This window comes from Kocuria rhizophila DC2201 (assembly GCF_000010285.1).
In the GTDB taxonomy this organism is placed as follows: domain Bacteria; phylum Actinomycetota; class Actinomycetes; order Actinomycetales; family Micrococcaceae; genus Kocuria; species Kocuria rhizophila_A.
The window spans coordinates 2,032,265-2,048,138 of record NC_010617.1 but is presented as its reverse complement, the minus strand read 5'-3'; the positions used below and the strand labels follow the sequence as shown (position 1 = coordinate 2,048,138).

At 71.7% G+C, this 15,874-nt stretch carries 12 protein-coding genes; 8 read left to right on the top strand and 4 right to left on the bottom strand.

All coding sequences use genetic code 11. The annotated features are described in order from the left end of the window. Positions 1-189 precede the first annotated feature (189 nt). On the top strand, positions 190-1,800 hold the full coding sequence (gene purH, locus KRH_RS08875) for a bifunctional phosphoribosylaminoimidazolecarboxamide formyltransferase/IMP cyclohydrolase (protein WP_012398871.1): 1,611 nt from the start codon (positions 190-192) through the stop codon (positions 1,798-1,800). Between the two features lie 83 nt (positions 1,801-1,883). Here the strand turns inward: purH and KRH_RS08870 are convergent, their stop codons facing one another. Continuing rightward, entirely contained in the window at positions 1,884-2,441 is a 558-nt protein-coding gene (locus KRH_RS08870) for a gamma carbonic anhydrase family protein (protein ID WP_012398870.1), read from the bottom strand. A 180-nt stretch (positions 2,442-2,621) separates the two neighbouring features. Then, positions 2,622-5,975, bottom strand: coding sequence for a beta-phosphoglucomutase family hydrolase (locus KRH_RS08865; protein ID WP_012398869.1), 3,354 nt, complete (start codon positions 5,973-5,975; stop codon positions 2,622-2,624). A gap of 290 nt (positions 5,976-6,265) precedes the next feature. On the opposite strand from KRH_RS08865, the gene glyA reads away from it, so the two are divergent. The 7 genes from glyA to KRH_RS08830 all read left to right on the top strand — a co-directional run bounded on the left by glyA (position 6,266) and on the right by KRH_RS08830 (position 13,196). Next, positions 6,266-7,540, top strand: a complete 1,275-nt coding sequence (glyA, locus tag KRH_RS08860; protein WP_012398868.1) for a serine hydroxymethyltransferase — start codon at positions 6,266-6,268, stop codon at positions 7,538-7,540. Between the two features lies 1 nt (position 7,541). After that, positions 7,542-8,432 (top strand): bifunctional methylenetetrahydrofolate dehydrogenase/methenyltetrahydrofolate cyclohydrolase, encoded by an 891-nt coding sequence (locus tag KRH_RS08855; RefSeq protein ID WP_012398867.1) that lies wholly within the window; start codon positions 7,542-7,544, stop codon positions 8,430-8,432. A 308-nt stretch (positions 8,433-8,740) separates the two neighbouring features. Next, positions 8,741-9,268, top strand: coding sequence for a hypothetical protein (locus tag KRH_RS08850; RefSeq protein ID WP_012398866.1), 528 nt, complete (start codon positions 8,741-8,743; stop codon positions 9,266-9,268). A 105-nt stretch (positions 9,269-9,373) separates the two neighbouring features. After that, positions 9,374-10,213: an exodeoxyribonuclease III gene (locus KRH_RS08845; RefSeq protein ID WP_012398865.1), complete on the top strand. Its 840-nt coding sequence runs from the start codon at positions 9,374-9,376 to the stop codon at positions 10,211-10,213. A 164-nt stretch (positions 10,214-10,377) separates the two neighbouring features. Next, on the top strand, positions 10,378-11,406 hold the full coding sequence (gene trpS / locus KRH_RS08840; protein WP_012398864.1) for a tryptophan--tRNA ligase: 1,029 nt from the start codon (positions 10,378-10,380) through the stop codon (positions 11,404-11,406). Positions 11,407-11,467: 61 nt separating this feature from the next. Further along, complete coding sequence (locus KRH_RS08835) at positions 11,468-12,040, top strand: 2'-5' RNA ligase family protein (RefSeq protein ID WP_041297400.1); 573 nt, start codon at positions 11,468-11,470, stop codon at positions 12,038-12,040. Beyond that, on the top strand, positions 12,027-13,196 hold the full coding sequence (locus KRH_RS08830; protein ID WP_012398862.1) for a YihY/virulence factor BrkB family protein: 1,170 nt from the start codon (positions 12,027-12,029) through the stop codon (positions 13,194-13,196). Before KRH_RS08835 ends, KRH_RS08830 begins: the two co-directional genes overlap by 14 nt. 74 nt (positions 13,197-13,270) lie before the next feature. Here the strand turns inward: KRH_RS08830 and KRH_RS08825 are convergent, their stop codons facing one another. Beyond that, positions 13,271-14,053 carry a succinate dehydrogenase iron-sulfur subunit gene (locus KRH_RS08825; protein ID WP_012398861.1) on the bottom strand — a complete coding sequence of 261 codons (783 nt, stop codon included), beginning with the start codon at positions 14,051-14,053 and terminating at the stop codon, positions 13,271-13,273. Next, entirely contained in the window at positions 14,053-15,804 is a 1,752-nt protein-coding gene (gene sdhA / locus KRH_RS08820; RefSeq protein WP_012398860.1) for a succinate dehydrogenase flavoprotein subunit, read from the bottom strand. The genes KRH_RS08825 and sdhA overlap by 1 nt, the downstream gene beginning before the upstream one ends. Positions 15,805-15,874 lie beyond the last annotated feature (70 nt).

Below are 15,874 nucleotides of genomic sequence, written 5' to 3'. Positions count from 1 at the left end.
ATCGCGGGGTGCTCCGTGGCCCGGCCGTAGACTGGCCCGGGCGCCGTTGCGGGCCCCGCGCCGTCGTGCTCCACGACACCGCGCGCGGACCCGCCACCGGGAGCCGACACTCCCGGGCCCGGGCACGCCGCTGACCGCGCGCGCAGGGCCGACGCCGGCCCACACGTCCCCACGTCCTCTGGAGAGTCTGTGAACACTTCCGACCTGAACCGCGTGCCGCTCAAGCGGGCACTGGTCTCCGTCTACGACAAGAGCGGTCTGGAGGACCTCGCGCGCGGGCTGCACGACGCCGGCGTGGACATCGTCTCCACCGGCTCCACCGCCAAGACCATCCAGGCTGCGGGCGTGCCCGTCACCGAGGTCTCCGAGGTCACCGGTTTCCAGGAGTGCCTGGATGGGCGCGTGAAGACCCTGCACCCGCGCGTGCACGCGGGAATCCTCGCGGACCGCCGCAAGCAGGAGCACGAGGACCAGCTCGAGGAGCTCGGAATCGACCCGTTCGACCTCGTGATCGTGAACCTCTACCCGTTCCAGGACACCGTTCGCTCGGGTGCCGGCCGTGACGACGTCGTGGAGCAGATCGACATCGGCGGGCCCTCGATGGTGCGCGCGGCCGCCAAGAACCACGCGGCAGTGTCCGTGGTGGTGGACCCCGCGGGCTACCCGGACGTCGTGCGCGCCGCGCACGAGGGCGGCTACGACCTCGCGGCCCGCCAGAAGCTCGCGGCCGCCGCGTTCGCCCACACCGCCGCGTACGACACCGCGGTGGCCACCTGGACCGCCCAGCAGTTCGACCACGACCCCCGGGCCAACTTCTGGCCGCCCTACGCCGGGCTCGCGCTGCAGCGCGCGGAGTCCCTGCGCTACGGCGAGAACCCCCACCAGAAGGCCGCGCTGTACACGGACGACGCCGCCTCGCCGGGCATCGCGCAGGCCGAGCAGCTGCACGGCAAGGCCATGTCCTACAACAACTACGTGGACGCGGACGCCGCCCTGCGCGCCGCCTACGACTACCAGCACCCCGCGGTGGCCGTGGTCAAGCACAACAACCCGTGCGGCGTGGCCGTGGCCACCCCCGGTGCGGTGGACCCGATCGCCGACGCCCACCTCAAGGCGCACGCGTGCGACCCGCTCTCCGCCTACGGGGGAGTGGTGGCCGCCAACCGCCCGGTGACCGCGGAGATGGCCCGCAACCTCCAGCCCGTGTTCACCGAGGTGGTGGTGGCGCCGGAGTTCGAGCCCGAGGCGCTGGAGATCCTCTCCGGCAAGAAGAACATCCGGCTGCTGGCGCTGCCCGAGGGCTTCGCCCGGGACCCGCTCGAATACCGGGGCGTCTCCGGCGGCGCCCTGTTCCAGCAGGCGGACCGTCTGGACGCCGAGGGCGACGACCCCGCGAACTGGACCCTGGTCTCCGGCGAGCCCGCCGACGAGCAGACCCTGGCGGACCTCGAGTTCGCGTGGCGTTCGCTGCGCGCCGTGAAGTCCAACGCCATCCTGCTCGCCCACGACGGCGCCTCGGTGGGTATCGGCATGGGCCAGGTCAACCGCGTGGACTCGTGCCGGCTGTCCGTGGAGCGCGCCAACACGCTCGCCGAGGACGGTGCGCAGCGCGCCCGCGGGGCCGTGGCGGCGTCGGACGCGTTCTTCCCGTTCGCGGACGGGCTCCAGGTGCTGCTGGACGCCGGCGTGCGCGCCGTGGTTCAGCCCGGTGGCTCCATCCGCGACGAGGAGGTCGTGGCGGCCGCCAAGGCCGCCGGGGTGACCATGTACCTCACGGGCGCGCGCCACTTCTTCCACTGAACCGCGCCCACGGCGAGCCCGCAGACACACGGCGGCCCGGACTCGTGGAGTCCGGGCCGCCGTGGCGTTCGCGGGGGTGCGGATCAGGAGTTCAGGGCGCGGTGCTCCCGGGAGAGCACGATGTAGCGCTGGGCGTTGCGGCTCACCGCGCGGCGCTCCTCGTCCGTGAGCTCCCGGCGGACCTTGCCCGGCACGCCGGCCACGAGCGAACCGGGGGCCACCACCGTGCCCTCCAGGACCACGGCGCCCGCGGCCACCAGACTCCCGCTGCCCACCACGGCACCGTTGAGCACGGTGGCGTTCATGCCCACCAGGACGTCGTCCTCGAGCGTGCAGCCGTGGACCACCGCGCCGTGGCCCACGCTCACGCGCTCGCCGATCGTGGTGGGGTGCTCCGGGTCCGAGTGCACGGTCACGTTGTCCTGCAGGTTCGAGTTCGCGCCGATCCGCAGCGGGGAGCGGTCACCGCGCACGACGGCGCCGTAGAAGATCCCCGCGCCCGCCCCCACCGTGACGTCCCCGACGAGGGTCGCGTTCGGGGCCACGAACGCGGTTTCCGCCACCCTGGGGCGGCTCTGGCCGTAGGTGAGGACGAGTGGTTCGCGGGCGGCGTCGGGCGCGGAAGAAGCACTGTGTGTCATGCAGCACAGTCTAGTGCGGCCCTTCCGGGCGCCCCCGTGCGCCGCGGCACACCGAAACTGGGTCTGCGGGCGGCACGCCGAACCCGGGGCTGCGGTCGGCACCCGGCCGCGCGCCGTCGGACCAGTCCCGGGTGCGGACGACGACGCCGCGCACGGGACCGGCGGCGTCGCCCGAGTGGCTCAGAGGGCCCCGGCGTCCGAGATGAAACGACGGCGCAGCGCCGCAGTGGCCTTCTCGGGCCGGCGGGACGTGCGGTGGCGCAGGGCCACGGAGATCTTCTGGCCGCCCTTGAGCACGTACTCGGCGCCGTTGACGTGGATGGTCACCGGGTCCGCCTTCACGGAGCTGCCCTCCAGCTCCAGGATGTCGTGGTCCAGGGAGACCTCGATGACCTGGCCGTAGTAGAGCACCGTGAAGTCCACGGCCTCGATCTCGCGGGGCAGCGCGGGCTGGAACTCCAGCCAGCCGCCGCGCACGCGCAGCCCGGCGTACGCCCGGGTGATCACGTCCACGGAGCCGGCCATGGCCCCCAGGTGGATGCCCTCGCCGGTGGTGCCGCCCTGGGTGTCGTCCATGTCGATCATCAGGGCGTCCTGGAACGAGCCCCACGAGCGGTCCGGGTCCAGCCACGCGAGCACCGCCGCGTTGACCACCCGGGACAGGGACGAGCCGTTGGACGAGCGGGCGATGTAGTGGTCCACGGTGCGCTGCACGGCGTCCAGGTCCGTGGTGTAGCCCATGCGGGCCAGCTCCTCCACCACGCCGTCCGGGCCCAGCAGGTAGACGAGCATGATGGTGTCCGCCTGCTTGGAGAGCTTGTAGTTGTTGGTCAGGTCCCCCTCGTTCTCCAGCAGCAGGTCCAGGCGGCCGATGTTGCGGTACTTCGTGCGGTAGAAGGCCCAGTCCAGCTCGGCGAGCTCGTCGTAGCCCGCGAACTGGGCGATCGTACCGTCCGCGTTGAACGGCACGTACATGTTCTTGGCCATGTTCAGCCACGTCTGGACCTCCTGGGGGGAGATCTCGAAGCGGGACTCCAGGTACTCGCGCTGGTGCTCCACCATGTCGTTGAAGATGTGCGCGGAGTGCCGGAACAGCCAGGAGGCGAGCACGTTGGTGTACGCGTTGTCCTTGAGCCCGCCCCCGTGCTGGCCGGCGGGACCGTCGTGGTACTCGTCCGGGCCCATCACGCCGTCGATGTGGTACTTGCCGTCGTGGGAGTCGTACTCCGCCAGGGACGCGAACAGGCGGGTGATCCCGATGATCAGCTCCGCGCCCTGGCTGGAGAGCCAGTCCATGTCCCCGGTGGACTCGTAGTAGACCCACGCGTTGTAGGCGATCGCGAGGCCCACGTGGAACTGCCGCCACGAGTTGTCCGGCAGCCACCGGCGGGAGTGGTGGTTGTAGAGCTCCGGAGGGGTCTCCTCGCGGCCGTCGGAGCCGGACTGCCACGGGAACGCCGCCCCGTAGAGGCCGATCTCCCGGGCCCGCTGCTGCGCCATGGCCAGGCGCCGCCAGCGGTAGGAGAGCAGGGAGCGGGTCACGTGCGGCTGGCGCATGTTGATCACCGGCAGGATGAACAGCTCGTCCCAGAAGATGTGGCCGCGGTAGCCCTCGCCGTGCAGACCGCGGGCAGGGACACCGGCGTCGCGCAGGGTCAGGTGCGGGGCGAGCGTCTGCGCCGCGTGGAACAGGTGGGTGCGCACCGCGAGCTGCGTGCTGAGGTGCTCGGGGGTGTCCTCGGCGGACTCCAGGGTGACCTCGTAGCGGTCCCAGAGCCGGGCCCACTCGATCTCGTGGGAGGCCAGCAGCTTGCGCACGCCGAACGGGGTGCGGTTGAGCTCCGCGAGCGCGCCGTCCCGCGGGGAGCCGATCGCCGCGTCCCGGCTCGTGACCACCGCGGTGGTGCTGTCCACCAGCACGGGGCTCCACGGCTCCACCTGCACGGTGTGGCGGCGGAACTCGATTCCGCCCGGGCGCACCTCGCGGCGCTCGGTCACGGCGCCCTCGCACTCGATGCGCGTGCGCTGGGCCATGGCGATCTCGATCTTGGACTGGGAGGTGCGCACGAGGGAGAGCAGGGTCTCGTGCTCGTCCGGCAGGGTGGTGGACTCCAGCAGGGAGAGGTGGTGGGAGTTGAGCTCCTTGTACTCCGCCACGCCGCTGTTGGTCACGGCCGGGTCCACGCCCGTGCGCACGTGCAGCCGTCCGCTGTAGCCGCGCGAGACGATCCGCGTCTCCTGGGCGCCCAGGTGGCGGTGGCGCAGGGACACCAGGCGGCGCTGCTCGATCTCGAGGCTGCGCTCGGGCCCGTCGGGCGTGGGATCGTCCTCGGCGTCCGTGAGCACGAGAGTGCGGATCAGCACGCCGCGGCGCAGGTCGAGCTCCACGCGCTCGTCGGAGGGGCGCAGCCCGCCCTCGGACCACCACCGGCCGTCGGACAGGCGCAGGTCCAGGTGCAGCCAGTTGGGGGCGTTGACCATGGACTCGTGCTCCACGTCCCGGCCGTTGACGTGGCTCAGCACGCGGTTGAACACCCCGGCCAGGTACGTGCCGGGGTAGTGCATGCCGTTGGCGGGGAACTCGCACGCGGCGCCGCGCACCCCCATGTAGCCGTTGGCCAGCGTCAGCAGGGCCTCGCGGCGGGGCTCCACGGCCGGGTCGAAGCCCTCGAAGACCAGCCGCCAGGTGTCGTCCCGCCGCGCCCCGAGGTCCAGCTCGGAGACGTCGTTGAGCACCACGTGGGCGCCGGCGCGGTAGAGCCGCTCCCGGGCGCCGTCCCGGTTCACGCCCACCACGAGGCCGAAGCCGCCGGCCGCCCCGGCCTGCACACCGGCCACGGCGTCCTCGACCACCACGCTGTCCTCGGGCGCCACGCCCAGCAGCCGGGCGCACTCGAGGAACGTGTCCGGTGCGGGCTTGCCCGGCAGTCCGTGCTCGGCGGCCCAGTTGCCGTCCACGATCCGGTCGAAGGAGTCCTGCAGCCCGGCCGCGGCCAGCACCACCGCGCTGTTGCGGCTCGCGGTCACGAGTCCCACCGGGACCCCGCCCTCGCGCAGCCGCTCGATCAGGGCCACGGTGCCGTCGAAGACGCGCACGCCGTGCACGGCGAGCTCGTCGTGGAAGTAGCCGTCCTTCGCGCCGGCCTGGCCCTGCACGGTCCAGTCCCCGGGCTGCGGCTCGGCGTGGCTGTCCGCCTCGGGGAGCATGGCGCCGCGGGCCGCGAGCAGCGCGCGCACGCCGTCCTCGCGGCGTCGTCCGTCCACGTAGGTGCGGTACTCGCTGCCCATGTCGAACGGGCTGCGGTCCACCTCGATCCCCTCCTCGGCGGGCTGCAGCCGCGGGTCCGCGAGCACCTGGTCGAAGAGCTTCTTCCACGCGCGGGCGTGGACCCCGGCGGTGTCCGTGACCACGCCGTCCATGTCGAAGATCACGGCGGCGAAGCGGGTGCGCAGCACGTCCACCGGTTCCGACGGCGCGGCGTCGGTCACGCGGGGCATGGCGGCGGTGAACGGGGCGGTGGGAAGAACGTTCACGGCGCGGGGACTCCTAGAGCATGGGACGAGGACCTGGAACGGGTGGTACGGTGCGCGCGGTCTCCGGGGGGCGGTCCTGCAGCGCGTCGACGTCGCGCGAGCACGTCACGCGCGTGAGGTTCGGGCACACACCTTACCCGTAGTCCACCGCTGGCTATCACACGACGCCGTGGATCCCCGGGGCGCACCGGAGCGGTGGGCGGCGCGGGGCGGGTGTAATCCACCGAACAGCCCGCCCCCGTTCCTGGATATGCTGAGGGGGAACCTACCGCGGACCTAGAAGGTGGAGCATGACCGAATCTGTGACCAACCAGCCGCTCTCGGATGTGGACCCGGACGTCGCCCAGGCGATCCAGGACGAGCTGGGACGCCAGCGCTCCACGCTGGAGATGATTGCCTCCGAGAACTTCGCACCGCGAGCTGTGCTCGAGGCGCAGGGCTCCGTGCTGACCAACAAGTACGCCGAGGGCTACCCCGGGCGCCGCTACTACGGCGGTTGCGAGTACGTGGACGTGGTGGAGAACCTGGCCCGTGACCGTGCGTGCGAGCTGTTCGGGGCGGACCACGCCAACGTGCAGCCCCACTCGGGTGCGCAGGCGAACACGGCCGTGATGGCCGCGCTCATGCAGCCGGGCGACACCCTCATGGGCCTCTCCCTGGCCCACGGCGGGCACCTGACGCACGGCATGAAGATCAACGTGTCCGGCAAGCTCTACAACATCGCCGCGTACGAGGTGGAGCCGGAGACCTACCGGATCGACATGGACAGGGTGCGCGAGCAGGCCTTGGAGGCCCGTCCGAACGTGATCGTGGCCGGCTGGTCCGCGTACTCGCGCCAGCTGGACTTCGAGGCCTTCCGCTCCATCGCGGACGAGGTGGGCGCCAAGCTGTGGGTGGACATGGCGCACTTCGCCGGTCTGGTGGCCGCCGGGCTGCACCCCAACCCGGTGCCGCACGCCCACGTGACCACCTCCACGGTGCACAAGACCCTCGCGGGCCCGCGCTCGGGTGTGATCCTGTGCGAGGCGGACCTCAAGAAGAAGATCGACTCCGCGGTGTTCCCGGGTCAGCAGGGCGGACCGCTCATGCACGCGATCGCGGGCAAGGCCGTGGCGTTCAAGATCGCGGCCTCCGAGGGCTTCGCCGAGCGCCAGCGCCGCACGATCGAGGGCGCCCAGATCCTCGCGGAGCGGCTCACGGCACCGGACCTCGCGGAGCACGGCGTGTCCGTGCTGACCGGTGGCACGGACGTGCACCTGGTGCTCGTGGACCTGCGCGACTCCGAGCTGGACGGCAAGCAGGCCGAGGACCTGCTGCACCGCGCGGGCATCACGGTCAACCGCAACGCGGTGCCGTGGGACCCCCGCCCGCCCATGGTCACCTCCGGGCTGCGGATCGGCACGCCCGCGCTGGCCACCCGCGGCTTCGGGGCGGAGCAGTTCACCGAGGTCGCGGACGTGATCGCCCAGGCGCTCATGCCCGGCGCGGACGTCGATGCCCTGCGCTCGCGCGTGGACGCCCTCACCGAGCAGTTCCCGCTGTACCCCGGCCTCGAGGAGTGGTGAGGTGACGGCTCAGGTCCTCGACGGCAAGGCCACGGCCGGGCAGATCAAGGAGGAGCTCGCGCAGCGCGTGGCACGGCTGCGCGAGCGGGACGTGGTGCCGGGGCTGGGCACGGTGCTCGTGGGCGACGACCCCGGCTCTCGCTCCTACGTGGCCGGCAAGCACCGCGACTGCGAGCAGGTGGGCCTGGCCTCGATCCGTCGGGAGCTGCCGGCGGACGCGTCCCAGGAGGAGCTCGAGCGGGTGATCGACGAGCTCAACGAGGACCCCCGCTGCACGGGCTACATCGTGCAGCTGCCGCTTCCGGAGTACATGGACACCAACTCCGTGCTGGAGCGGATCGACCCCGCCAAGGACGCCGACGGGCTGCACCCCACCAACCTGGGGCGGCTGGTGCTCAACGTCAGCGAGCCGATGACCTCCCCGCTGCCGTGCACCCCGCACGGGATCGTGGAGCTGCTCACGCGCCACGGGGTGGAGCTCGCGGGGCGCGAGGTGCTCGTGATCGGCCGCGGCGTGACCGTGGGCCGTCCCATGGGGCTGCTGCTCACGCGCCGGGAAATCAACGCGACCGTGACCCTCGCGCACACGGGCACCCGCAACCTGCCCGAGCTGCTCGGGCGGGCGGACGTGGTGGTCGCGGCCGCCGGGCGGCCCCACATGGTCACCGCCGAGCAGGTCAAGCCGGGCGCCGTGCTGCTGGACGTGGGCGTCTCGCGCGTCCCGGACCCCGAGACGGGCAAGGGGCGGCTCACGGGGGACATCGATCCCGCGGCCGCCGAGGTCGCGTCCTGGATGTCCCCCAACCCCGGCGGTGTGGGGCCCATGACCCGCGCCATGCTGCTGGTCAACGTGGTCGAGTCCTGCGAGCGGCAGGTCTTCGGGCAGCCCTGAGCCCCGCCGGCCCGCACCGGCTCACGACGCCGCCGGACCGCAGCCCGGTCACGACGCCGCTCGGCCGCCTCGTGCGCGAGGCCGCCGGGCGGCGTCGTGCGTCCCCCGGGGCCGGGGCGGGCGGCGCGCTCCCGGCTCGCGGATGCGGTGCACCGCTCCGGGAACCCGGGCCCGGCCACGCCCGTGGCGGGGAGCGAATCCGGGCGGGCCGGGGCGCCGGTGGCTGACGGCCGGTCGCGCCCGCGCGGGCCGGCGGCCGCCGCCGTGCACGATTCGGCGCGCCCCGCCGCGTTTGAGACAATGGCCCCATGCAGCCGATCGGATCCTCGTCCACCCAGCCCGCCGACACCGCCGGGAGCCCGCGCTCGGGGCGCACCGCCCTGTGGGGCACGGTCATCGGGCTCGCCGTGCTCGTGGTGATCTTCGCCGTGGCGCTCATCCAGGCGGCCAACGCCAACTCGTTGCTCGGCTGGATCCTGGCCGGCATCGCCCTGGGGTGGCTCATGCTCGCGGTGTGGGCCCTGACCATGGTGCGCAGGGCGGCCGCCTTCGGGCGGGAGCAGGTGCGCCAGGCGCAGGAGCAGTTCCAGGCGCAGCACGGCCGGGCCCCGGCCACCACCGCGGGGGAGGGGCGCTCGCTGCGCGACGAGAAGCTCGCCCACGGGATGCAGGTGATCCTGGTGCAGTCCACCGTGGTCAAGGAGCAGCTCTCCGCCCCCGAGCCCGACCCCGAGCAGATCCGCCGGGCGCTCGAGACCATCGACATGACCGCCGCCAACGGGCTGCGCAGTCTCAAGGACTCCGGCACCCCGGTCAGCGGTACCGTGGTGGACTGAGCGCGGCAGGCGCGGCGCGGCGTCGTCGCCCGCCGTTCGCAGGCCCGCAAGACGCGTGCCCGCGGGACCAGCACACGACCCACGATTCGAGGAGACACTCCCAGCATGGCGCAGTCAGGACAGAGCGTACGCATTGCCACGGTGAACGTGAACGGGATCCGGGCCGCGTACCGGCGCGGCATGGCGGACTGGCTCGCGCCGCGCGGCGTGGACCTGCTGTGCCTGCAGGAGGTGCGCGCGCCGGACAAGATCACGCGCGAGCTGCTGGACGAGGACGTCTGGGACGTGCAGCACACCGAGGCCGCCGCCAAGGGCCGGGCGGGCGTGGCCATCGCCACCCGCCGGGACGCGTTCGACAGCGCCCTGCTGCCCACCGCCGCGCGCGTGGGGATCGGCGAGGAGTACTTCGACGACTCCGGGCGCTGGATCGAGAACGACGTCACGCTCCCCAACGGCGAGACCCTCACCCTGGTGTCCGCCTACGTGCACTCCGGCGAGGTGGACACCCCCAAGCAGACGGACAAGTACCGCTTCATGGACGCGATGCTCACACGCCTGCCGCAGCTCGCGCAGGGCTCCGACCACGCGCTCGTGGTGGGGGACCTCAACGTGGGCCACACCGAGCGGGACATCAAGAACTGGAAGGGCAACGTGAAGAACGCGGGCTTCCTGCCCGAGGAGCGGGCGTACTTCGACCGCTTCTTCGGGGACGTGGGCTACGTGGACGTGGCCCGCAGCCTGGCCGGGGACGTCCCCGGCCCGTACACGTGGTGGTCCTACCGCGGCAAGGCGTTCGACACGGACGCCGGGTGGCGCATCGACTACCACATGGCCACCCCGGGCCTTGCGGCGCGCGCCCGCAGCGCCACCGTGGACCGCGCCGCCAGCTACCACGTCCGCTTCTCGGACCACGCCCCGCTCGTGGTGGACTACGCCCTCGACTGAGCCCGGCACCCGCCCGGTTCCTCCCGTCCCCCGTCCGGGACCGGGCACGGCACCGCGGACGACGACGCCGCACGGCCCGGTGCCGCGCACCGGGTCCACCACCGCCCACATCCCTCACCGGTGGCCCCCGGGGCCGCCCCTCCCGCAGCGATCGAAGGAAGACCATGACCGAACAGAGCACCCCCACGAACCGGATCCCGCGCGTGGTCTCCGGTGTGCAGCCCTCCGCGGACTCCCTGCACCTGGGCAACTACGTGGGCGCGCTGCGCAACTGGGTGGACATGCAGGACGAGAACGACTGCGTGTTCTTCGTGGCGGACCTGCACTCCATCACCACCGGGCAGGATCCCGCCACGATGTCCGAGCGCACCCGGGTCACGGCGGCGCAGTACATCGCGGCGGGCATCGACCCCGAGCGCTCCACGCTGCTGATCCAGTCCCAGGTGCCCGAGCACACCCAGCTCGCGTGGGTGCTCAACTGCATCACCGGCTACGGCGAGGCCGCCCGGATGACCCAGTTCAAGGACAAGTCCGTGAAGCAGGGCGCGGAGAACACCACGGTGGGGCTGTTCACCTACCCCGTGCTGATGGCGGCGGACATCCTGGTCTACCAGGCCAACCAGGTCCCGGTGGGGGAGGACCAGCGCCAGCACCTGGAGCTCACCCGCACCCTCGCGCAGCGCTTCAACTCCCGCTTCGGGGCCACGTTCGAGGTGCCGGACGCCAAGATCCTGGAGAACTCCGCCAAGATCTACGACCTGCAGAACCCCACGGCCAAGATGTCCAAGTCCGCGCCGTCGGACGCCGGGCTCGTCAGGCTGCTGGACCCCGCAAAGGTCAACGCGAAGAAGATCAGGTCCGCGGTCACGGACGACGGCACCGAGGTGCGCTTCGACCGCCAGGCCAAGCCGGGGGTCTCCAACCTGCTCACCATCTACTCGTCCCTCTCCGGGGCCCCGGTCGAGACCCTCGTCGAGCAGTACGAGGGCAAGATGTACGGCCACCTCAAGGTGGACCTCGCCGAGGTGGTCACCCAGACCCTGGACCCCATCCAGAAGCGGGCCCAGGAGCTGCTCGACGACCCCGCCGAGCTGGACCGCCTGCTGGCCCGCGGCGCGCAGAAGGGGCGGGAGATCGCCGCCCGCACCGTGGCGGAGGTCTACGAGCGCATGGGCTTCCTGCCCGCCGCGTGAGACGCCGTGGGGTCCGCGGGGGTGGGATAGTGTGGGACGCGGCCGCAACGAGGAGGTTCGCGTGAGTGAGGCACACCCGTCACCCACGGTGCGCCCGGGCGTGGTCCACGCCGGGGTCGTGCTCCGCCTGCCCGAGCCCACGGGCCGCGAGCTGCAGGACTGGCGGGCCTCGTTCGAGGACCAGTCGGCGGACGCCGTGGCCCCCCACATCACGCTCATGATCACCGAGCTGGACCGGCCCTGGGACCAGCTGGCCGACCGCGTGCGGCAGGCTCTGGCGGAGCAGGACCCCTTCCACGTGGAGATCAACGGCACCGGGACCTTCCGGCCCCTGACACCCGTGGTCTACTTGCGCATCGAGCGCGGACGCGAGCAGTGCACCGCCCTGCACGCGGCGCTGGCGCGCCACGGCCTCGTCTCGGTCTCGCCCTTCGACTACCACCCGCACGTGACCCTGGCCCACGGCACGGACGACGCCGCCCTGGACCGGGCCCAGGAGATGCTGCGCACGTACCGCGCGGGCTTCCTGGTGGACCGGGTGCACCTCTACGAGGGGGACGCCCAGGGGCATTGGCACCCCCGGCAGAGCCTGGCCCTGGGAGCGCGCACCGCGAACGAGCATGGTGCGCACTGACCCGCCCCCGGTGGTCCCGGCCCTCGTGGACCGCTCCGGGCTGGTGGCCGAGCACCGGCGGCTGCGGGCCCTGCGGCGTGACCTCGCCGCCGAGCACGCGCCCCTCGGGCGCCGGGTGGGCGCGTTCTTCGCGTGGTTCTTTGCCCGGTTCATGGCCCTGTTCCCGGTCCGGGTGGTGGCTCACTACATGTTCCACGGCGGGCCGCTGATGGCCGCGGGGCTCGCGTACCAGTTGCTCTTCGCCTCCACCGCCCTGCTCGTGATCTTCTTCGCGGCACTGGCCACGTTCCTGGGCACCAACTCCCCGCTGCAGCAGAATCTCGTGGCCGGGCTCGTGGAGAAGATCCCCGGGCTGCTGGACGTGGGGGACGGACGCGGCGGCGTGATCCCCCTGCGGCTGCTCGAGGACACCGGACCGTTCACCGTGGCGTCCACGGTGGCCGTGGCCGTGCTGCTGTTCACCGCGTGGCGCTGGGTGGCCGGGGTGCGCCTGGCCACCCGCCGCATGTTCGAGCTGCCACCCGCACCCGGGGTGCCCATGGCGGCCGTCCCCCGGGACCTCGGCTGGCTCGTGGTCATCGGGGTGCTGCTGCTGGCCTCCGCCACCGTGAGCGTCTTCGCCTCCGGCGCGGTGGACGGCGTGATCGGCTGGCTCGGGGACATCGGGCTCACCCGCCTGCAGCCGTGGCTCGACGGCGGCGTGAAGTCCGCCGTGACCTTCGCGGTGGGCCTCGTGGTGGATTGCGTCATGAGCTTCTCGCTGGTGCGCGGCGTCGCGCAGCTCAAGCTGCACCGCAAGGCGCTGGCCGTCACGGTGGTGGTGGGGGCCGCGGGGTCCCAGGTGCTGCGCTACGGCGGCAGCGAGGTGATCGGGCGCGCGGGGGAGAACCCCTACCTGCTCTCGGCGGCCGTGCTCGTGGGTGTGCTGCTGTGGTTCAACCTCTACGGCCAGATCCTGCTGCTGGCCGCAGCTTCCGGGGCCGTGGTGCAGGCCGACATCCGGGGCGCGCGCGCCCAGCCCGAGCGGGAGAAGCGCGCGGTCACCGCCGTGGCCGTCTCGGCGCTTCCCGACGCCGCCCGGGGCCGTGGTCACGAGGCCCCCGTGAGCTTCGGGCAGGCGTCCGGCAGCAGTGCGGCCCCCTCGGACGCGCGGTAGGGCCGAGCCCGTGTGAGGTACGGGAAAGGCCCCGGATCCGACGGGATCCGGGGCCTTCCGCTGCTCTCAGGCGCTCACAGGGCGGAGGCGAAGACCGCCTTCTTGACCTCAGCGATGGCCTTGGTCACCTGGATGCCACGGGGGCACGCCTCGGTGCAGTTGAAGGTGGTGCGGCAGCGCCACACACCCTCCTTGTCGTTGAGGATCTCCAGGCGCATGTCACCCGCCTGGTCGCGCGAGTCGAAGATGAACCGGTGCGCGTTGACGATCGCGGCGGGGCCGAAGTACTGCCCGTCCGTCCAGAACACGGGGCACGAGGACGTGCACGCCGCGCACAGGATGCACTTGGTGGTGTCGTCGAAGCGCTCGCGGTCCTCCTGGGACTGGAACCGCTCCCCGGTGGGGGTGTGGTCCTCGTTCACCAGGAACGGCATGATCTCGCGGTAGGACTGGAAGAACGGCTCCATGTCCACGATCAGGTCCTTCTCGCACGGCAGGCCCTTGATGGGCTCCACCGTGATGGGCTTGGACAGGTCCAGGTCCTTGAGCAGGGTCTTGCACGCGAGCCGGTTGCGGCCGTTGATGCGCATGGCGTCCGAACCGCACACGCCGTGGGCGCACGAGCGACGGAAGGACAGCGAGCCGTCGAGTTCCCACTTGACCTTGTGCAGGGCGTCCAGCACCCGGTCCGTGCCGTACATGGTGAGGGGCCACTCGTCCCAGTGGGCCTCGGACTCGAACTCGGGATCGTAGCGGCGGACCCGGAGCACGACGTCGTACGTGGGGATGCTCTCCTCGCCCTCGGGAGCGGGCTGCTGAGCGTCCTGGTTCTGGTTCTCGGTCACTGCAGTGGACATCAGTACTTACGCTCCATCGGCTCGTAACGGGTCATGATCACCGGCTTGGTCTCCTGCCGGATGCCCGCGGTGGCGGACGTCGGGTCCTCGTAGACCATGGAGTGGACCATGAAGTTCTCGTCGTCGCGGTCGGGGAAGTCCTCGCGGAAGTGCCCGCCGCGGGACTCCTCTCGGTGCAGGGCGGCCACGGACATCACCTTGGCCAGCTCCAGCAGGAAGCCCAGCTCCACAGCCTCCAGCAGGTCCAGGTTGAAGCGCTTGCCCTGGTCCTGGATGGAGATGTTCGCGTAGCGCTCCTCGAGCGCGGCGATGTCGTCGAGGGCCTTCTGGATGGTCTCCGCGGTGCGGAACACCTGCATGTTGAGGTCCATGGTGTCCTGCAGGTCCTTGCGGATGGCCGCGACCTTCTCATTGCCGTGGGGGCTGCGGGCGTTGTCCAGCAGCGCCACGGTGCGCGCCTCGGCGTCGTCCGGCACGGGCAGGAACTCGGCGCTCTGCGCGTACTCCGCCGCGTAGATGCCGGCGCGCTTGCCGAACACGTTGATGTCCAGCAGCGAGTTGGTGCCCAGGCGGTTGGAGCCGTGCACGGACACGCAGGCCACCTCGCCCGCGGCGTAGAGCCCGGGGATGGTGGTCTCGGAGTCCTGGAAGACCTCGCCCTTGATATCGGTGGGGATCCCGCCCATGCAGTAGTGGGCGGTGGGGAACACCGGAACGGGCTCGGTGTAGGGCTCCACGCCCAGGTAGGTGCGCGCGAACTCCGTGATGTCCGGCAGCTTGGCGTCGATGTGCGCCGGCTCCAGGTGGGTGAGGTCCAGCAGCACGTAGTCCTTGTTGGGACCGCAGCCGCGGCCCTCGCGCACCTCGTTGGCCATGGACCGGGCCACGATGTCACGCGGCGCGAGGTCCTTGATGGTGGGGGCGTAGCGCTCCATGAAGCGCTCGCCCTCCGAGTTGCGCAGGATGCCACCCTCGCCGCGGGCGGCCTCGGAGACGAGGATGCCCAGGCCCGCGAGGCCCGTGGGGTGGAACTGCACGAACTCCATGTCCTCCAGCGGCAGGCCGTTGCGGAAGGCGATGGCCATGCCGTCACCGGTGAGGGTGTGCGCGTTGGAGGTGGTCTTGAAGACCTTGCCCGCACCGCCGGAGGCGAAGACCACGGACTTGGCCTGGAACACGTGCAGCTCACCGGTGGCGAGCTCGTAGGCCACCACACCGGCCGGGCGACGCCCCTCCGGGGTGTCCACCATGATGAGGTCCAGCACGTAGTACTCGTTGAAGAACTCCACGTTGTGCTTGATGCACGTCTGGTAGAGGGTCTGCAGGATCATGTGACCGGTGCGGTCGGCCGCGTAGCACGCGCGGCGCACGGGGTTCTTGCCGTGGTCGCGGGTGTGGCCGCCGAAGCGGCGCTGGTCGATCTTGCCCTCGGGGGTGCGGTTGAACGGCAGCCCCATGTGCTCGAGGTCGAGCACGGCGTCGATGGCCTCCTTGGCCATGACCTCCGCGGCGTCCTGGTCCACCAGGTAGTCGCCACCCTTGACGGTGTCGAAGGTGTGCCACTCCCAGTTGTCCTCCTCGACGTTCGCGAGGGCCGCGCACATGCCGCCCTGGGCTGCGCCGGTGTGGGACCGGGTGGGGTAGAGCTTGGTCAGTACGGCAGTGCGGGCGCGCTGGCCGGACTCAATGGCGGCACGCATGCCGGCGCCGCCGGCGCCGACTATTACCACATCGTACTTGTGAACCTGCATACCAGATGTTCTTTCTACGTGGGTGAGTGTGATGGGGGTCCCCGTGCGGGACCGGGGTGGCCGGTGGCGG